Source organism: Pseudomonas sp. PA-1-3F (assembly GCF_021609665.1).
Lineage (GTDB): Bacteria > Pseudomonadota > Gammaproteobacteria > Pseudomonadales > Pseudomonadaceae > Aquipseudomonas > Aquipseudomonas paracarnis.
In genome coordinates this window covers 169713-187642 of sequence record NZ_WJZD01000001.1, presented here as the reverse complement: position 1 = coordinate 187642, position 17930 = coordinate 169713, and the positions used below count along the sequence as shown (strand labels likewise).

Here is a 17930-nt window from a genome sequence, read left to right as displayed (position 1 = left end):
CCGGCCTGCTCAAAAGGAAGGTGACTAATGCGTATTGATCGTTTAACCAGCAAATTACAGTTGGCCTTGTCCGACTCTCAATCCTTGGCGGTGGGCCTCGACCACCCGGCCATTGAGCCTGCGCACTTGATGCAGGCACTCCTGGAACAGCAAGGTGGTTCTATCAAACCCTTGCTGATGCAGGTGGGCTTTGACGTTAACAGCCTGCGCAAGGAGTTGAGCAAAGAGCTCGACCAACTGCCGAAAATCCAGAATCCCACCGGTGACGTGAATATGTCCCAGGATCTGGCGCGCCTGCTCAACCAGGCCGACCGCCTGGCCCAGCAGAAAGGTGACCAGTTCATCTCCAGCGAACTGGTGCTGCTCGCCGCCATGGACGACAACAGCAAGCTCGGCAAATTGTTGCTGGGCCAGGGCGTGAGCAAGAAAGCCCTGGAAAACGCCATCAACAACCTGCGTGGCGGCGAGGCGGTGAACGACCCTAACCATGAGGAGTCGCGCCAGGCCTTGGACAAATACACCGTAGACCTGACCAAGCGTGCCGAAGAAGGCAAGCTGGACCCGGTGATCGGCCGTGACGACGAGATTCGTCGCACCATCCAGGTGTTGCAACGTCGCACCAAGAACAACCCGGTGTTGATCGGTGAACCTGGCGTGGGTAAAACCGCGATTGCCGAGGGCTTGGCCCAGCGCATCATTAATGGTGAAGTGCCAGACGGCCTCAAAGGCAAGCGCCTGCTGTCTCTGGATATGGGCTCGCTGATTGCCGGTGCCAAGTTCCGGGGTGAGTTCGAAGAGCGCCTCAAATCCTTGCTTAACGAATTGTCGAAGCAGGAAGGGCAGATCATTCTGTTTATCGACGAATTGCACACCATGGTCGGCGCCGGTAAGGGCGAAGGCTCCATGGACGCCGGCAACATGCTCAAGCCCGCCTTGGCGCGGGGTGAGTTGCACTGCGTCGGCGCTACTACGCTCAACGAATACCGTCAGTACATCGAAAAGGACGCAGCCCTTGAGCGTCGCTTCCAGAAAGTGCTGGTGGAAGAACCGAGCGAAGAAGACACCATCGCGATCCTGCGTGGCCTGAAAGAGCGCTATGAGGTCCACCATAAGGTGGCGATCACCGACGGTGCGATCATTGCGGCGGCCAAATTGAGCCACCGCTATATCACCGATCGCCAGTTGCCGGACAAGGCTATCGACCTGATCGACGAAGCGGCCAGCCGCATCCGTATGGAGATCGATTCCAAGCCGGAAGTGCTGGATCGCCTGGATCGCCGTCTGATTCAGCTGAAAGTCGAATCCCAGGCGTTGAAGAAAGAAGAAGACGAAGCGGCCAAGAAGCGCCTGGAAAAACTCCAGGAAGAAATTGTCCGCCTGGAACGTGAGTATTCGGACCTCGAAGAAATCTGGACCTCGGAAAAAGCCGAAGTACAGGGTTCGGCGCAGATCCAGCAAAAGATCGAGCAGTCCCGTCAGGAACTTGAAGCGGCGCGCCGCAAAGGCGACCTGAACCGCATGGCCGAGTTGCAGTATGGGGTGATCCCGGACCTGGAACGCAGCCTGCAGATGGTCGACCAGCACGGCAAGCCTGAAAACCAGTTGCTGCGCAGCAAGGTGACGGAGGAAGAAATTGCCGAAGTAGTCTCCAAGTGGACCGGTATTCCTGTGTCTAAGATGCTCGAAGGCGAGCGCGACAAGTTGCTGAAGATGGAAAGCCTGTTGCATCAGCGCGTCATCGGCCAGGAAGAGGCCGTGGTGGCGGTGTCCAACGCGGTACGGCGTTCCCGGGCAGGTTTGTCCGACCCGAACCGTCCAAGCGGCTCGTTCATGTTCCTCGGCCCGACCGGTGTGGGTAAGACCGAGTTGTGCAAGGCCCTGGCCGAGTTCCTCTTTGATACTGAAGAGGCCATGGTGCGGATCGATATGTCCGAATTCATGGAGAAACACTCGGTGGCTCGCCTTATCGGTGCACCGCCAGGCTATGTAGGCTATGAAGAGGGCGGTTATCTGACCGAAGCCGTGCGGCGCAAGCCTTACTCGGTGATCCTGCTGGATGAGGTCGAGAAGGCGCACCCGGATGTGTTCAACATCTTGCTGCAGGTGCTGGAGGATGGTCGCTTGACGGACAGCCACGGGCGTACGGTGGACTTCCGCAATACGGTGATCGTGATGACTTCCAACCTGGGCTCGGCACAGATCCAGGAATTGGTGGGTGATCGTGAAGCTCAGCGTGCGGCGGTGATGGACGCGTTGACCACGCACTTCCGTCCGGAATTCATCAACCGGGTCGATGAAGTGGTGATCTTCGAGCCTCTGGCGCGGGATCAGATCGCGGGCATCACCGAGATCCAGTTGGGCCGCCTGCGTAGCCGTCTGGCTGAGCGCGAACTGGACCTTGAGCTGAGCGGCGAAGCGTTGGACAAGCTGATCGCGGTCGGTTACGACCCGGTGTATGGCGCACGGCCACTCAAACGTGCGATCCAGCGCTGGATCGAGAACCCACTGGCGCAGCTGATTCTGTCGGGCAGCTTTATGCCTGGCACCCGCGTCACGGCGACGGTGAAAGACGACGAAATCGTCTTCCATTAAGCCCTGCGCTTGGCGCAACCATAGAAGGCCCCGCATTGCGGGGCCTTTTTTTTCGATAGGGCGTTGAACTGTAAGGCAAAGGCTTGTAAAGTGCGCCCCGCAGCAACGTCAGCCCACGGGTTTCTTCTCCCCAAGAAGAAATCAGAAAGAAGCGCAAATCATTGTCTTAAAAGCAATTTAAAGGGTTGACAGGGGTTTTTAAGATTGTAGAATAGCGCGCCTCAGAGACGCTAACGTAGCGATACGGACAGGGTCGAAGAGGAAGCAACACAGCAGTAACTTTGAAATATGTAGTTCCGTGATAGCTCAGTCGGTAGAGCAAATGACTGTTAATCATTGGGTCCCAGGTTCGAGTCCTGGTCACGGAGCCAATTTCAAACCGGGGTATAGCGCAGTCCGGTAGCGCGCCTGCTTTGGGAGCAGGATGTCGGGAGTTCGAATCCCCCTACCCCGACCATATTTGGGTCGTTAGCTCAGTTGGTAGAGCAGTTGGCTTTTAACCAATTGGTCGTAGGTTCGAATCCCACACGACCCACCATTTTTGAGACCAGTTAACGCTGGAATCGAATCTTAAGATCAGAGGCCAAAAGCGCTGATCGAAGAAGGCGACTGAAAGGTCGCCTTTTTATTACCGGGGTATAGCGCAGTCCGGTAGCGCGCCTGCTTTGGGAGCAGGATGTCGGGAGTTCGAATCCCCCTACCCCGACCATATTAAAAATCCTCGTATCGAAAGATACGGGGATTTTTTTTGTGCGCGCGAATCCTGAATTCTCCGCAAAACAAATGTGGGAGCAAGCCCGCTCCCACTTTTGCCAGGCCTCCTTCGAGACCAGGTTGTTAGTGCAATTTAAGGCGTGGCTCGGTGCCGCGGCCGATCTTGCTGCCCAGCATCAGCATCGCCGTGCGGAAGAACCCATACAGCGCCATCTGGTGCATGCGGTACAGCGACACGTAGAACATCCGCGCCAGCCAGCCTTCCAGCATCACACTGCCGGTCAAATTGCCCATCAGGTTACCCACCGCGGAAAAGCGCGACAGCGAGATCAGCGAGCCGTAGTCGGTGTACGTGTAGGTCGGCAGCTCCTTGCCTTCAATCCGCAGCTTGAGCGATTTGGCCAGCAACGACGCCTGTTGGTGAGCCGCTTGGGCCCGTGGCGGCACATTGCGGTCGGTGCCCGGTTGCGGGCAGGCGGCGCAATCACCAAAGGCGAAGATATTTTCGTCGCGGGTGGTTTGCAGAGTTTGCAGGACTTGCAGTTGGTTGATGCGGTTGGTTTCCAGACCGTCGATGTCCTTGAGGAAACCGGGTGCGCGGATACCGGCCGCCCAGACCTTGAGGCTGGCCGGAATCACCTGGCCGCTGCTGGTGATCAAGGCATCGGCAGTTACTTCACTGACCGCCGAGTTGGTCAGTACCGTCACCCCTAGTTTTTCCAGGGTCTTGTGCACTGGCCCACCGATCCGCTCCGGCAGTGCAGGCAATACCCGCGGGCCGGCTTCGATCAGGGTGATGTGCATGTTTTCCGGCTTGATACGATCCAGGCCATAGGCGGCCAGTTCATGGGCGGCGTTATGCAGCTCGGCGGCCAGCTCGACCCCGGTGGCACCGGCACCCACGATGGCGACGCTAATCTGTTCAACGGCGTCGGTCTGCCCGGCATGGGCGCGCAGGTAGTGGTTGAGCAGTTGCTGATGGAAGCGCTCGGCCTGCTTGCGGGTATCGAGGAACAGGCAGTGTTGCGCTGCGCCCTCAGTGCCGAAGTCGTTGGTAGTGCTGCCTACCGCAATCACCAGGCTGTCATAGCCCAGCACGCGGGCAGGCACCAGTTCGCGGCCTTCTTCGTCGAGGGTGGCGGCCAGCTGGATTTTCTTCTGCTCACGGTCAAGCCCGCTCATGCGCCCTAGCTGGAACTCGAAGTGGTTCCATTTCGCCTGGGCAACATAGTTGAGTTCGTCTTCAGATGAGTTCAGTGAGCCGGCCGCGACTTCGTGCAGTAACGGCTTCCAGATGTGGGTCAGGTTGGTGTCGACCAGCGTGATGCTGGCCTTGCCACGCTTGCCCAGAGTCTTACCCAGGCGGGTAGCCAACTCCAGGCCGCCGGCACCGCCGCCGACGATAATAATACGATGGGTCATGGGGATATCTCGCAAGGCTAAAAGAAATCGGAGCAGTTACCCTCGCGAGCGCCAGGCGGCTCATAGCGTCAGGTAACTCAATAGGCGGCTCAGCGCACCGAGCCCGATTACCACGACCAGCACCACGCAGAGGAGCAGCCACGGCCGGAAAGGCTTGCGCTCGACTCTGTGCTGGGAAAGTCGCAGGTACTCTTCGACACGCTCTTGGTCATCGGGTTTCAGGCGGCTGGTCATAAAGGCCTCGTCAGGTAGACGTTGCAAAGGGGCGCCACGTTACAGCCAGGGGCATCAAAGGCTGATGCCGACATCAAACACTATGCTGCGGCCAAGGTTGTTGCGCAAGAAATCCGGTGCGTCCGGGTGCGCGAACAACACCCGGGCGAAGGTTGGACCCACCAGTGACAGCGAGCGCCAGCCCTGGCGCAGGTATTCGGTCGGCGGCGGAAAATGGCTGTTGAGGTCCAGTACTTCGCGCTTGAGGCTGGTAAACGCAATGAGGTCCAGCTCCCCCAAGTCCATCCCGCGCTCTTTATAGTTGTGGGCTTTTTTACGCAGTGTGGGGGCCAGGCGCAGGAGGAATTCATGGGCGGGGATTCGCCGTGGCTTGGCTTCGCGCCGTACCAGTTGGCTCAAGGAGAAAGCACTGCGCCTGCGCAGCAACTCATCGCGCCACTCGTCGTTCAGGCGGCGGCCCTCATCCAACACAAAAAAGACCTCGAAGCTGGCGTCGCGAAACAGCACGTCGGGCGGCTCCTGGCCCGCTGCGTGGAATTCTTCGACACGGTAGGGCACATTCAAGCCTTGTAACAGGCGCTGGCAGACCCAACGCTCACGCTCCCACTTGCGGGCATTGGACAGAAACGCATTGGCTTGTTCGGCTGCTACGGTGAGCAGGCGCAAATAATCTGAGTCATCCATAGTCGCAGCTTAGCGTTCAAATGATGACCACAGGAAGTCTTGCCTTAAAACCCGGGTGTAGAATGCTTGCGTGAAACAGGCCCAGGGACGAGGTGTGTGATGAGGTTTTTGGTAAAGGCAGAGCATCCGTGATCAGTGCAGCGGTTCTGGCACCCCAGACTCTCGGCTTCGGCTGGCTGGTATATGCGCCCGTGGTGATGTGGGCGACTCTGCGCTCGCCATGGGTGGAGCTGTTTGCCGACCGTCGGCGCCAGCATTTGCTGTTCGGTACGGTGTTCGCGCTGTTCATGCTGTGGCTGGTGCGACGGGATTTCGATACCGGCGTGTCCTACCACTTTATCGGCATGACCGCCGTGACCTTGCTGCTGGATTGGCCGCTGGCAATCGTCGGAGGCTTTGCCGCCCAGCTTGGCTTGATGTTGCTGGGGCGCCAGGACCTGGCCGCGCTTGGCATCAATGGCCTGCTGCTGATCGTGCTGCCAGTGCTGGTCACCGAAGGGTGCGCGCTGCTGGTAGAACGGGCGCAGCCGAGAAACCCCTTTGTGTATATCTTCTGTTCGGGCTTTTTTGCTGCCGCACTGTCGGCATTGCTGTGCCTGTTGGCCGGCCTGGGCCTGTTGTGGTTAGACGGTCTTTTTGCGATGCCTGAGTGGTTGGAAGATTTTGTCGGTTACCTATGGCTGATCATCTTTCCCGAAGCCTTCATCAACGGGATGGTCATCAGCGCGCTGGTGGTGTTTTGCCCGGAATGGCTGGAGACGTTCAACCGTACCCGCTACCTCTCGGCGCCGTGGAAGGACGACGATTCGCGGCGTTGATCCAGGTCAAATGCCAGGCAGCGGCGCGGGTCCATGCTCTGCAAAATTTTCAGGAGCACGGATCATGAGTGTGTACGAGTGGGCACGGCAGGAGTTGCGCAGAAGCCAGGATGCAGCGCAGGAAATCGGTTTTGACCCCGGGTTGACCTTGCGCGCCATGCTCAGTGCGGTGGTGCAGCAAAGCAAGGGGGTACGCAGTTTTGAAGACCTGGCCGACGAGTTGCAATACCTTGCAGAAAACCTCGACGACCAGCAGGATTATGCCTTTATGCGGCCTTAGTGGCGCGGCGGCAGGTCTTCGGAAAACAGTTCATCTTCGGCGTCAGGGGCCACGGGAATCTTGTGTTCTTCAGCGGCCCAGGCGCCCAGGTCGATAAGTTTGCAACGGTCCGAGCAGAACGGTCGGTTGAGGTTGGTCGCTTTCCATTCCACGGGTGCACCGCAGGTTGGGCAGTCGACGGTCAAGGGTTGGCTCATGATCGGCCTCCACGCAAAGTAAGGTAAAAGTGGTGCAGTCGCTCGACCTCGCCGTGCAGCCAGGCGAGGTCCTTATCGTTGACCAGCACGTCATCGGCATGGTTCAGGCGGTCTTTGCGGCTGGACTGGGCCTTGAGAATCGCCTGCACCTGTTGTTCGCTGATGCCGTCGCGCTGCAGGGTACGCTGAATCTGCAGCGATTGCGGCACGTCGATCACCAGGATGCGCTGGGTCATGCTGTACTGTCCGGACTCGATCAGCAGCGGCGACACCAGGATCGCGTAGGGCGATCGGGCGCGTGCCAGGTGGCTGCGAATTTCCTCGGCGATCAGCGGGTGCAGCAAGGCTTCCAGCCACAGGCGCTCTTGTGGGATCTCAAAGATCAGTTTGCGCAGCGCGGCACGGTCCAGCTGGCCGTTGGGTTGCAGCACGCTGGCGCCGAAATGTTCGGCGATGCGTGCCAGGGCAGGGCGGCCAGGCTCGACCACCCAGCGCGCGGCATGATCGGCATCCACCAGGTCGATGCCCAGCTTGATAAAGTGCTCGGCCGCAGCGCTTTTGCCGCTGCCAATGCCGCCCGTGAGCCCAAGAATCCAGGGTGTTGCAACAGAAGTGGTCATCTGAAACCGACAGACTGCAAATAGAAGTCGGTTATTTGACCACCCCAGAGCAATGCAATCCAGCCGGCAATTGCCAGGCAGGGGCCAAACGGCATTGGCGCTGACACCTGGGCCTTACGCAAACGCAGCAGGATCAGCCCGGCAAATACGCCCAGCAGCGAGGCCATCAGCAGGGTCATCGGCAGAATCTGCCAGCCGCCCCAGGCTCCCAGCAAGGCCAATAACTTGAAGTCGCCATGGCCCATGCCGTCTTTGCCGGTGGCCAGCTTGAACAGCCAGAACAGGCACCACAAGCTCATGTAGCCGATGACCGCGCCCCACAGTGCATCGGGCAGTGGCGTCAGCAGGTCAGCACTGTTGAGGATCAGCCCCAGCCATAGCAGCGGCAGCACCAGCACATCCGGCAGCAGTTGGTGATCCAGATCAATCAGGCTCATGCCCAGCAAGCCCCAACTCAACAGCATCACCGCGCCGGCTTGCCAGCCGAAGCCGAAGTGCCAGGCGACAGCGGTTGAGATCAGCGCGCACGCGAGTTCGGTGAGGGGGTAACGCAGGCCGATGGGCTCGCGGCAGTGGGCACAACGCCCCCGGAGCAGCAGGTAGCTGAGCACCGGGATATTTTCCCAAGGCCGAATCGGTTGATTGCAGTACGGGCAGCAGGAGTTCGGGTGCATCAGGTTATAGGTCGGCCCACCGGGCTCGGCTGGCAAGTCGAGAATCTCGTGGGCCTGGGCACGCCATTCCCGCTCGAGCATTTTGGGCAGGCGCCACGCCAGCACATTGAGGAAGCTGCCGACGATCATGCCCAACACCAGCGCCAGGCCAACAAACGCCCAGGGATGTTCGCTCAGCAGCAGGCTCAAAACGCCGTCCCCAATTGGAACACCGGCAGGTACATGGCGACTACCAGCGCGCCGACAACCCCTCCCAATACGACCATGATCAGCGGCTCCATCAGGCTGGTGAGGTTGTCGACCAAGGTATCCACGTCTGACTCGTAGTGGTTCGCGACTTTTTCCAGCATGCGGTCCAGGGTGCCGGACTCCTCCCCGATTGCGGTCATCTGGATCGCCATGCCTGGGAACAGGCCGCTGTTATGCATCGATTGATTCAGCTGCATGCCTGTGGATACATCGTGGCGCATACGTTCGATTGCCTGTTTGAAGGGGCCATTGCCGACGGCGCCGGCCACCGAACCCAATGCCTGTACCAGAGGGACGCCCGCCGCAAAGGTGGTGGAAAGTGTGCGAGCGTAGCGAGCAACCGCAGATTTGTGCAGCAGTTTGCCTGCCACGGGCACTTTCAACAAACCCGCTGCCAACCAATGGCGAAAGCCCGGGTAAGTTCGATAGGCGTGATGCCCAGCGACCATTATGGCGCCCACGCCCAGCGCCAGCATCCACCACGCGTGTTGCAACAGCTCCGACAGTGCAATGACCGCCAGGGTAAACCCCGGCAATTGGCCGTTGACCCCGGCGAACAGGTTCTGGAACTGCGGCACAACGTGAATCAACAGGACTGTGCTCACCCCTGTGGCAATTACCAGTACCGCGACAGGGTAGGTCATGGCTTTCTTGATCCTGGTTTTGAGCCGTTGGCTTTTTTCCAGATGAATCGCCACGCGCTCGAGCAAGGTTTCCAGGGCGCCGGCTATTTCGCCAGCTGCTACCAGATTGCAATACAACTCATCGAAGTAGCGAGGATATTGACGCAGGGCAGTGGCCAAGGGGTGGCCGCTGGCAATGTGCTGTTTCAACGCCTTCACCAGTTCGCGCAGCTGTAGGTTTTCGACGCCTTCGCTGATGATGTCGAAGGCTTGCAGCAGCGGGATGCCGGCTTTGAGCAAGGTGGCTAACTGGCGGGTGAACAGGGCAATATCTGCGGGCGTTATTCGCGTCTTGAAGATGTGTAAACCGTAAGATTTCTTGCGCACACGCTCAGGGCAGATCCCTTGCTGGCGCAGTTGTACCTTGATCAGCGCAAGGTTATGCCCGGCGATTTGCCCGGAAACCCGGCGGCCTTTGCGGTTGATGCCTTCCCAGGCATAGATTGTCGACGTGTCGTTCATGTGAGGTTGGCGCACCCAGGTCGTGAAGAATTTATAGCTTAGTCAGGTGGCGAATTCGGGCAGGCTGGCGCTGGGCGATAAAATGTCAGATTGTGCGTCTTGCAGGCGAACGGCTGCGTGGGGATGAGTACACTGGCGCCGTTGCACACTACGGGGCGCAGGATGCGCCTTGTCATGGTTCTATTCTGGAGAGTGAAAGAGATGCGTCAAAAAGGTTTTACCTTGATCGAATTATTGATCGTCGTGGCAATCATCGGCATTTTGGCCACCATCGGTCTGCCCATGTACACCAAGCACCAGGCCAAGGCCAAGTTCACGGCGGGGTTGGCTGAAATCAGCGCGCTAAAGGCCGGCTACGAGGACGCCATCAACCAGGGCACCGTGCCAACCCTGGCCCTCATCGGGGGCACAAGCCCTACCGCCAACTGCACCATCGAAGTGACAGGCGATGTGGCCTCGGGCGCAGGTACCTTGCGTTGTGAAATCCTTGATGCACCCGCGCCCGTGCTGGGCAAGACCATCACCTTGACCCGCAGCGCCACCACCGGCTGGAGCTGTGCCACCACGGTAGAGCCTCAGTATGCTGCCAAGGGCTGCGGCGCCAACGGCGCGTGACAGTCGCCGGGCGGTGAGCGAGTTGGTTGCTGCATGCCCAATGCAGTGCTAGCTTTAGCCCACCGCCCGTGTAGCTCAGCCGGTAGAGCAGCGCACTCGTAACGCGAAGGTCGCAGGTTCGATTCCTGTCTCGGGCACCACAGGCACCACTGTTTCAACGGCAATGTTTTCAGATGATCCCAGAATGGTTCTGAAGGCCAGGTGAGCCGGGCATTTGCCCCCGCTCTTTTGTATCTGCGCAACCTTGAAGACCCAGATGCATTCCCATTCCTCGATCTAAGAGAACAACATGACCACGACTGAGATGACCCAGGAAGCACGGCACGAACAAGCGCTCAAGCACTACCTTGAAGCGACGCCGCAGCTTAAAGAAGAGATCAAGGACCTGAGTGCCGACGATCAGCGCGACCAGATTCAGTGGGCATTCGAAGATGAGGCCGAGAGCCAGGGCTTCCAGCCTTGGGAGTTGACCCTCAAGTACACCTCGACGCCGGAAGAGTTCGAAGCCGCGCGGTTGGCCTTGCACAAAGAGGCGGCCGAGGTGCTGGGTGTCGATTGGGACGAGTACTGCGAGATGAATAATCTTGTAGTTTAAAAGCAGCCGCGAGCTTCAAGCTGCAAGTTGTCCCGCAGCCTTCTTGCAGCTTGAAGCTTACCGCTCGCAACTTCTCAGATACTGAGGCGCATCGACAGATCCACCGCCTTCACATCCTTGGTCATCGCGCCGATGGAGATGTAGTCCACGCCGGTTTCTGCGATAGGCAGCAAGGTGGTTTCATTGATCCCGCCGCTGGCTTCCAGTTTGGCCTTGCCTGCGTTCAGGCACACGGCTTCGCGCATGTCTTCCAGGCTCAGTTCATCCAGCATGATGATGTCGGCACCCGCCGCCAGGGCCTCGCGTAATTCCTCCAGGCTTTCCACTTCGATTTCCACCGGCTTGCCCGGGGCAATCTTGTGGGCGGCGGTGATCGCTTGGGCAATACCACCGCAGGCGGCGATGTGGTTTTCCTTGATCAGGAACGCGTCATACAGCCCGATACGGTGGTTGTGGCAACCGCCGCAGGTCACCGCATATTTCTGCGCTAAACGCAGGCCGGGCAATGTCTTGCGGGTGTCCAGCAGCTTGACCTGGGTGCTGGCGACAAAGTCCGCCAAAAATTGCGCACGGGTGGCAACCCCTGACAGCAATTGCAGAAAATTCAACGCGCTACGTTCACCACTGAGCAGCGAGCGGGCCGGGCCCTCAAGGTGGAACAACGCCTGGTTGGGGCTCACCCGTTCACCATCAGCCACCTGCCAGTGCACAGCAACCCGTGGGTCCAGTTGACGAAACACCGCATCCACCCACGCCGTGCCGGCGATAACAGCCGCCTCACGGGTAATGATCGTGGCCTTGGCCAGCCGTTCGGCCGGGATCAACTGCGCGGTGATGTCGCCACTGCCGATGTCTTCCAGCAGTGCGCGGCGCACGTTGGCTTCGATTTCGGCGGTGAGGTCGGCAAGACGGAGGTTCGGCATAACAGGCTCCACAAACAAAGTGCCTCGATTATAGGGCCAGCGTGCGTTCTAACCCAGGCTAGCCACTCATTTACCGCACAAAGTCAGAGTGTGCTGGCGCAACTGCCCTCGTTTGCAAGATAATCTCGCGCCTTGCAATTGGCGTCATAGCTTTGACGTCCTGGTGGTGATCGGGTGTTTGCAGTGCCTGCCGGGCCTGCGCTCCGTCTCTCCACCGCTCAAAACCGCCGTTTCAGGAGGCCAGGATGCACAATGACGGGAAGGTGGTGCCTATCAACAGGGCACAGGCCACGCCATCGCCGCTCGCGCGTCTGCCGGTGGTGTTGCTGCAGGTGCGTGACAAGGCTGCGCAACAGCTGCAGCAAGGCTTGCAGGAACTGTTCGATAACGCCGACGACACCCTGTTCGAAATGGCCGAAAAGGCCCGTAGCACCGTCGACCATCATATTTTTTTCGAGGCCATGCGCGACCTGCGCCTCAAGCGCAAGAACTTCGAGCGCGTGTTCATGGAGCAGCTGTTTGTGGCGTTCGCCAACCTGGGCCAGGCCCGGTGCAGCGGTGCACACCTGGTGCCGCTGGTGTCTTATGAGGCGGCACCCGGCACCAGCGCGGATGATGTGGAAAAAGCCGTGGCTCTGGAGGCGATGCTCGGTCGGGTGCGGCATCGTGATGGCTTGGCCCTGGGGCAGTTGAACGCACGCTTGAGTGAACTGCTCGGCAGGCGCCTGGAGGACCCTGAAAACCCCTTGGGCCCTGCGCGGCTTTGTGAGTTTTTCCTGCAAGCAGGGCGCAGCCTGGGGGTGGAGATTCGCGTCAAGCTGGTCATGCTCAAGCTGTTTGAGAAATACGTGCTCAGTGATGCCGACCTGTTGTATGGCGAGGCCAACCAATTGTTGATCGCCACCGGCGTATTGCCGCAACTCAAGACGGTCCCGTCCCGTCGAGCTGGCGGGCGCGAGGCCCGGGAGCACCAGCATTACACCAGCCAAGTGGTGGCCGACCCGCCGCTGGATAAAAGCGGCCAGCAAGCGTTCAGTGCCTTGCAAAAGTTACTGGTGGCCGTGCGTGGCAGCGTGGCCCCGACCCTTGAAGCCAGTGCCGAGCCGCAGCCGATTGCCACCCGCGATCTGCTACGGCTGTTGTCGCATTTGCAGCAATATGTCCCGGAGCCCGGTGGCGAGGACGATTTCGACCTGCGCAACCAGCTGGAACAGTTGCTGACCCGGGGCAGCGTCAAAAGCGGCAAGTCGAGGGTGTTAGAAGAGGCAGACGAAGATGTGACCAATCTGGTCGCCATGCTGTTTGAGTTCATGTTCGATGACAGCGGTGTGCCGGACGCTTTCAAGGCGCTGATCGCTCGCTTGCAGATCCCGCTGCTGAAAGTGGCGGTGCTGGACAAGAGCCTGTTCAGTTGCGCAGAGCATCCGGCGCGGCGCTTGCTCAATGACATCGCGAGTGCCGTCATCGGCTGGAGCCCGCCCTATGACCACCCACGGGACAACCTCTATCTGTGTATCGAGCAACTCGTACAGCGTGTGCTGAATGAGTTCGTCGAAGACCCGGCGATTTTCTCCCAGTTGCTCACCACGTTCAGCGCATTCATAGCCCAGGAGCGCAAGCGCAGCGAGCGACTTGAGCGACATACCCGTGACGCCGAGCAAGAGCGCCTGCAGGCCGAGGTGGCGCGCCAGCGTGTGGCGCACGTGCTCAATCGGCGGCTCGTGGGCAAAACCTTGCCGCCATCGGTGCTGCAATTTGTGCAGCAGGCCTGGAGCCAGGTGTTGTTAGTGGCCGTTCTCAAGCACGGTGAACAATCGCTGCAGTGGCAGGCGGCGCTGCGCACCGTGGATGAATTGATCTGGAGCGTCGGCCTGCGTGAAGACACCGAAGCGGGCCGGCGTTTGCTCGAGCAATTACCCGGGCTGCTCAAGGCCTTGCGTGACGGGTTGGCCGGTGCGGCCTTCGATCCTTTCAGTACCCGTGAGTTCTTCCTGCGGTTGCAGGCCATGCATGTTCAGCCGCTCGACGGCGAGGTGCGGGTTGAAGTCCGTGAGCCTTTTATCCTGGGGGCTGGCCCGCCGGGTGCCGACGAACCACTGCCCCATGATGACCCCGACCTGCTCAAAGCCAAGCAGTTGCGAGCCGGTACCTGGGTAGCGCTGCAGCAAAATGAAGCCGGTACCCTGCGCTGCAAATTGACCGCCATCATGCCGCCCGCCGATACCTATGTTTTTGTCAGCCGCGCCGGCCTCAAGGTGCTGGAGAAAAGCGCGGGTCAGTTAGCGCTGGCGTTCAAGCAGGGCGTCCTGCACGCCTTGGATGATGGCCCACTGTTCGAGCGTGCGCTGGCAGCGGTGGTGGGCAACCTGCGGCAACTCAATCGCGGCAAGTGATCGCAACCGCAGGGTGGAACGCGGCATACTGGTCACACCTCTTCTCATTCAAGGAGCCTGTATGCAGTTGGACCCCGCCAGCGGTTGGTGCCAGGGCATTCGTCATTGCCCTTCGCCCAACTTCAACGAGCGCCCTGAAGGCGAAATCTCGCTGTTGGTGGTGCATAACATCAGTTTGCCCCCGGCGCAGTTCAACACCGGCAAGGTGCAGGAATTTTTCCAGAACCGCCTGGATATCTCAGAGCATCCCTATTTTGAAGGGATCGCGAGCCTACGAGTGTCTGCGCATTTTCTGATTGAACGTGACGGCACTGTGACGCAATTTGTTTCGTGCCGCGACCGTGCCTGGCATGCCGGTATTTCCGTCTTTGAAGGGCGCGAGGTCTGCAACGACTTTTCTCTGGGAATCGAGCTGGAAGGCACGGATGACCTACCGTTTACCAATGCCCAGTATGCGGCGCTGATCGGCCTGACACGCCAACTGCTGGCTGCATACCCAGATATCACCCGCCAACGTATTTGTGGTCACAGCGACATCGCTCCGGGGCGCAAGACCGACCCGGGCCCCGCTTTTGATTGGGCGCGCTTTCGCAGCGCCCTGCAGGATGGAGGACACGAACGATGAGTTTCCTGGTGTTGGTGCTGGCCGTGTGGATCGAGAAGTTCTCGGCCCTGCGCCTGCGGTTGCAGCGCGACGGTGGATGGCTGCGTGAGCTGGCCAAGCTGGAATCGAGCCCGCGCATGGGCAAGCGCCCCTGGTTGATCCTGCTGGTATTGGTGCTGCTGCCGGTGGCATTGCTGGCGTTGTTGTTGCTGGTCCTGGAGCCGGTGGCCTATGGCCTGTTGGCATTGCCGGTGCACTTGCTGGTCGTGATCTACAGCCTGGGCCGTGGCGATCTATTGGCGGGGCTGGGGCCGTTTCGCGATGCCTGGCGGCGCGGTGACCTGCAAGCGGCCGAGCATGTGGCCGAACGCGACCTCAAACTTGGCGCCGACAGTGGCGAGCAATTGCTGGAGCGCGTCCAGGGCTACCTGCTGTGGCAGGCGTATCAAAGCTTTTTCGCGGTGATTTTCTGGTATTTCCTGCTGGGCCCGGTGGCCGCCCTGGCCTACCGCCTGTTGGCGCTGGCCAGCGAAAACAGCCAGAACCCGTTGGTGGCCGAGCGCGCCACGCAACTGCGCCACGCGTTTGACTGGTTGCCGGTACGCCTGCTGGCGGCCAGCTTTGCCTTGGTGGGTAATTTCGTCGGGGTCAGCCGTGTGATGCTCCACGAACTGTTGAGCTGGGACATCAGCGCGGCACAGTTGGTGGAAAGAGTCGGCCTGGCCGCCGCGGAAATTCCTGCGCCCGTGGTGGGGGCCGATGGCATCAACAGCCTGGATCGCCTGTGGGAACTGCTGCTGCGTGCGGCGGTGCTGTGGTATGCCGGGTTTGCCATCTGGACGGTGTTGCCCTGATGGTAGGAGCGAGCTTGCTCGCGAAAAACGTCAACGATAACGCGTGCTTCCTGAATAAACGCGGCGTCTGTGAGTCTTTCGCGAGCAAGCTCGCTCCTACATGGCGTTAGGGCTTTCCCCTTGCCACATTTGGCCTCCAGACACGCCGTTAACCTTACGTTACAAAACTCCCTTTCGAATTGAGCTATACAGATAGAGCGCCAAATAGTGGCTATCTGCCGCCGCCCTGCGCCTCAATAAAAATAAAAGAAGGGGAGGTCACCTGTGAAGAGCTTGCTCTATCCCGCCGTCGCGCTGATGAACCGCCTGAGTTTCGGCATGAAGTTCAGCCTGATCAGCGTGCTGTTCCTGCTGCCGATGCTAGCGACCAACTATTACCTGGTGCGCGACTCGTGGCGTGAATACCAGGGCACCCGGGTCGAACTGCAGAGTCTCGACCTGCTCGGCAGCAGCCTGGCGTTGCGCCGCGATCTGGAAACCCTCAACAACCAGGTAGAGATCAATGCCACCCTCGGCCAGTCCGGAAAAGCAGCAGACCTGGAGACTAGGATCAGCGCCTTGGAAGCCAGTGTGGTGGAGCGCTTGCAAGGCTTGCGCGCCATCGCGACCCAGCCCGAGCAAGTTGCCGTCTTCGACAGTAAGCGCGATGAGCTGATCGCCGCGTTCAAGGCCCAGCAACAGGAAACTTCGTTGCTCAACAAAGCGGCGTTGATCGGCAAGTTACTCAACCAGGCCCAGATGTTCAGCCAGATCATTGCCAGCCAAGCCGGCTTGAGCCGTGATCCGCAAAGTGACCTGCGCCAGCTCAGCGACCTGGTCACCACCGTCACCCCTCAAGTCACCCAGGCCTTGGGCGAAGGCCGTGCGATGGGCGCGTACTCCCTGGGGCAGGGCTTCATCAATTCATCCTCCAGCACCCGTTTTGACGAACTGCTGCAGCAGCTGGAAAAACTCCACGGGGAATATGGCTTGAAGCTGCAGGACGCGTTGGGCGCCAGCCAGGCCGCGCATGCAGCCCTCGACGTTTCGGCGCAAGCCAGCCGGGCCAGCCTCAAGCAAGGCAGCGAGTTTTTTGAAGAGCAGGTGGTGATGGCCGAGACCCTCGATACGTCTTGGCAGGGTTTTTATGACGGCGTCAGCCAGTTGATGGCCAAGACCTATCAATTGGATGACGCCACCCTGGCGTTCCTCGGGCAGCAGTTGCAGCAACGCCTGGCGCAAAACCGCCTGCATATGGTGTTGCTGGTCACGGCCCTGGCGGCGGTGTTTGCGCTGATTTTCTATCTCTATGCCGGTTTCTTTGTCTCCACCCGCACCACCTTGCGCCGCCTGGGGGCGATGATGGACAAAGTGGCGGCAGGTGACATGACGGTCACCTTCGTTGCCCAAAGCCGCGACGAGCTGGGCGACTTGGGCCAGGTGTTCAATGGCACCGTGGCCAAGATTCATGACCTCATCGAGCGCGTTGGGCATACGGTCAGCCAGGTGGAGTTGCAGGCCGGCCAGGTGCAGGCGGTGTCGGCACAGAGTAACCAGGCGGTGTCCGGCCAGCGCAGCCAGATCGAACAAGTGGCGACCGCGATGAACCAGATGTCCGCCACTGCCCAAGAGGTGGCGCGCAGCGCGGCGGCGGCGGTCAGTAGTGCCCAGAGCGTCAATGATGAAACGGTCACCGGGCGTGCGCTGGTGCAATCCCAGCAAGGCGGCATCGCCCGCCTGGCGGCGGAGATTGACGAATCGGTGCGGGTGATCAACCAACTGGCTGCCGACAGCCAGTCCATCAGCAGCGTCCTGGAAGTGATCAAGAGCATTGCCGAGCAGACCAACCTGCTGGCGCTCAACGCGGCCATCGAAGCCGCGCGCGCCGGTGACCAAGGGCGTGGTTTTGCGGTGGTGGCCGACGAGGTGCGCACCCTGGCTCGGCGCACCCAGCACTCCACCGAGGAAATCGAGCAGATGATCAGCCGCTTGCACAGCGGCGTGGGCGCGGCGGTGAAGGCCATGGGCAGCAGCCATGAAATGGCGAATGGCACGGTGGGGCAGTCGGAAAAAGTCCAGCAAGCCCTGGAAAATATCCTGGGGGCAGTTGGGATGATCGTCGATCAGAACCAGCAAATCGCCGCCGCCGTGGAGCAGCAAACGGCGGTCGCCCACGACATCGACCAGAACATTGTCGAAATCAACCGTGCTGGCGAGCATGCAGCGCAAGGCGCCCAGCACACGGAAGCGGCCAGTCGACAACTGGCAACCCAGGTGGTTGAGTTGAAGCAGTTGATTGGTGCGTTTCGGGTGTAGGGCGGTTCTGAAGGGCTGAACC

Annotated in this window: 17 protein-coding genes, 5 tRNA genes and 1 pseudogene; 15 read left to right on the top strand and 8 right to left on the bottom strand. The window is 59.9% G+C overall.

All coding sequences use genetic code 11. The features are described 5' to 3' along the window. Nucleotides 1-27 precede the first annotated feature (27 nt). The 5 genes from clpB to GIV26_RS00860 all read left to right on the top strand — a co-directional run bounded on the left by clpB (nucleotide 28) and on the right by GIV26_RS00860 (nucleotide 3301). The gene (clpB, locus tag GIV26_RS00880; protein WP_003188426.1) at nucleotides 28-2592 is read left to right on the top strand and encodes an ATP-dependent chaperone ClpB; all 2565 of its coding nucleotides are present in this window, start codon (nucleotides 28-30) and stop codon (nucleotides 2590-2592) included. A gap of 295 nt (nucleotides 2593-2887) precedes the next feature. Beyond that, nucleotides 2888-2963, top strand: a tRNA-Asn gene (locus tag GIV26_RS00875). A gap of 9 nt (nucleotides 2964-2972) precedes the next feature. Further along, nucleotides 2973-3049, top strand: a tRNA-Pro gene (locus GIV26_RS00870). A gap of 5 nt (nucleotides 3050-3054) precedes the next feature. Next, a tRNA-Lys gene (locus GIV26_RS00865) sits at nucleotides 3055-3130 on the top strand. A 94-nt stretch (nucleotides 3131-3224) separates the two neighbouring features. Then, nucleotides 3225-3301, top strand: a tRNA-Pro gene (locus tag GIV26_RS00860). A gap of 128 nt (nucleotides 3302-3429) precedes the next feature. On the opposite strand, the gene GIV26_RS00855 is transcribed toward GIV26_RS00860, so the two are convergent. The 3 genes from GIV26_RS00855 to GIV26_RS00845 are packed head-to-tail and all read right to left on the bottom strand — an operon-like array spanning nucleotide 3430 to nucleotide 5646. Continuing rightward, nucleotides 3430-4728 (bottom strand): NAD(P)/FAD-dependent oxidoreductase, encoded by a 1299-nt coding sequence (locus tag GIV26_RS00855; protein ID WP_032903990.1) that lies wholly within the window; start codon nucleotides 4726-4728, stop codon nucleotides 3430-3432. A 60-nt stretch (nucleotides 4729-4788) separates the two neighbouring features. After that, a complete protein-coding gene (locus GIV26_RS00850) occupies nucleotides 4789-4962 on the bottom strand; it encodes a DUF3094 family protein (protein WP_034126248.1) in 174 nt (57 codons plus the stop codon). 54 nt (nucleotides 4963-5016) lie between these two features. Further along, nucleotides 5017-5646 (bottom strand): DUF1780 domain-containing protein, encoded by a 630-nt coding sequence (locus GIV26_RS00845; protein ID WP_003188431.1) that lies wholly within the window; start codon nucleotides 5644-5646, stop codon nucleotides 5017-5019. A 128-nt stretch (nucleotides 5647-5774) separates the two neighbouring features. Between GIV26_RS00845 and GIV26_RS00840 the strand changes: the two genes are divergently transcribed. Together GIV26_RS00840 and GIV26_RS00835 are read left to right on the top strand one after the other, a co-directional pair. After that, on the top strand, nucleotides 5775-6464 hold the full coding sequence (locus GIV26_RS00840; RefSeq protein WP_054919398.1) for an energy-coupling factor ABC transporter permease: 690 nt from the start codon (nucleotides 5775-5777) through the stop codon (nucleotides 6462-6464). Between the two features lie 64 nt (nucleotides 6465-6528). Then, nucleotides 6529-6744, top strand: a complete 216-nt coding sequence (locus GIV26_RS00835) for a hypothetical protein (RefSeq protein WP_034126250.1) — start codon at nucleotides 6529-6531, stop codon at nucleotides 6742-6744. Here the strand turns inward: GIV26_RS00835 and yacG are convergent. The 4 genes from yacG to GIV26_RS00815 are packed head-to-tail and all read right to left on the bottom strand — an operon-like array spanning nucleotide 6741 to nucleotide 9629. Then, nucleotides 6741-6941 carry a DNA gyrase inhibitor YacG gene (gene yacG, locus GIV26_RS00830; RefSeq protein ID WP_003188437.1) on the bottom strand — a complete coding sequence of 67 codons (201 nt, stop codon included), beginning with the start codon at nucleotides 6939-6941 and terminating at the stop codon, nucleotides 6741-6743. The genes GIV26_RS00835 and yacG overlap by 4 nt on opposite strands. Further along, complete coding sequence (gene coaE, locus GIV26_RS00825) at nucleotides 6938-7561, bottom strand: dephospho-CoA kinase (RefSeq protein ID WP_236279324.1); 624 nt, start codon at nucleotides 7559-7561, stop codon at nucleotides 6938-6940. The genes yacG and coaE overlap by 4 nt, the downstream gene beginning before the upstream one ends. After that, nucleotides 7558-8424, bottom strand: coding sequence for a prepilin peptidase (locus GIV26_RS00820; RefSeq protein ID WP_096143131.1), 867 nt, complete (start codon nucleotides 8422-8424; stop codon nucleotides 7558-7560). Before GIV26_RS00820 ends, coaE begins: the two co-directional genes overlap by 4 nt. Continuing rightward, entirely contained in the window at nucleotides 8421-9629 is a 1209-nt protein-coding gene (locus tag GIV26_RS00815) for a type II secretion system F family protein (RefSeq protein ID WP_236279323.1), read from the bottom strand. The genes GIV26_RS00820 and GIV26_RS00815 overlap by 4 nt, the downstream gene beginning before the upstream one ends. Before the next feature lie 201 nt (nucleotides 9630-9830). Here GIV26_RS00815 and GIV26_RS00810 point away from each other — a divergent pair, with 201 nt between their 5' ends. The 3 genes from GIV26_RS00810 to GIV26_RS00800 all read left to right on the top strand — a co-directional run bounded on the left by GIV26_RS00810 (nucleotide 9831) and on the right by GIV26_RS00800 (nucleotide 10839). Beyond that, on the top strand, nucleotides 9831-10244 hold the full coding sequence (locus tag GIV26_RS00810) for a pilin (protein ID WP_072447015.1): 414 nt from the start codon (nucleotides 9831-9833) through the stop codon (nucleotides 10242-10244). 64 nt (nucleotides 10245-10308) lie between these two features. Continuing rightward, nucleotides 10309-10384 (top strand) — tRNA-Thr (locus GIV26_RS00805). A gap of 149 nt (nucleotides 10385-10533) precedes the next feature. Then, nucleotides 10534-10839, top strand: coding sequence for a DUF6388 family protein (locus GIV26_RS00800; RefSeq protein WP_198862421.1), 306 nt, complete (start codon nucleotides 10534-10536; stop codon nucleotides 10837-10839). Nucleotides 10840-10913: 74 nt separating this feature from the next. Here the strand turns inward: GIV26_RS00800 and nadC are convergent, their stop codons facing one another. Continuing rightward, nucleotides 10914-11762, bottom strand: a complete 849-nt coding sequence (gene nadC, locus GIV26_RS00795) for a carboxylating nicotinate-nucleotide diphosphorylase (RefSeq protein ID WP_089041392.1) — start codon at nucleotides 11760-11762, stop codon at nucleotides 10914-10916. Nucleotides 11763-12007: 245 nt separating this feature from the next. On the opposite strand from nadC, the gene GIV26_RS00790 reads away from it, so the two are divergent. From GIV26_RS00790 to GIV26_RS27275, 5 genes and pseudogenes are all read left to right on the top strand, one after another. Then, complete coding sequence (locus GIV26_RS00790; RefSeq protein ID WP_236279322.1) at nucleotides 12008-14155, top strand: DUF1631 domain-containing protein; 2148 nt, start codon at nucleotides 12008-12010, stop codon at nucleotides 14153-14155. 61 nt (nucleotides 14156-14216) lie between these two features. After that, on the top strand, nucleotides 14217-14780 hold the full coding sequence (gene ampD / locus GIV26_RS00785) for a 1,6-anhydro-N-acetylmuramyl-L-alanine amidase AmpD (RefSeq protein ID WP_236279321.1): 564 nt from the start codon (nucleotides 14217-14219) through the stop codon (nucleotides 14778-14780). Then, nucleotides 14777-15613: a regulatory signaling modulator protein AmpE gene (gene ampE, locus GIV26_RS00780; RefSeq protein ID WP_236279320.1), complete on the top strand. Its 837-nt coding sequence runs from the start codon at nucleotides 14777-14779 to the stop codon at nucleotides 15611-15613. The genes ampD and ampE overlap by 4 nt, the downstream gene beginning before the upstream one ends. A 297-nt stretch (nucleotides 15614-15910) precedes the next feature. Further along, nucleotides 15911-17002 (top strand): annotated as a pseudogene (locus GIV26_RS27280) (methyl-accepting chemotaxis protein); the annotation flags it as partial. Next, nucleotides 16979-17908 carry a methyl-accepting chemotaxis protein gene (locus tag GIV26_RS27275; protein ID WP_371262625.1) on the top strand — a complete coding sequence of 310 codons (930 nt, stop codon included), beginning with the start codon at nucleotides 16979-16981 and terminating at the stop codon, nucleotides 17906-17908. The pseudogene GIV26_RS27280 and the gene GIV26_RS27275, both read left to right, overlap by 24 nt. The last annotated feature ends 22 nt before the right edge of the window (nucleotides 17909-17930 follow it).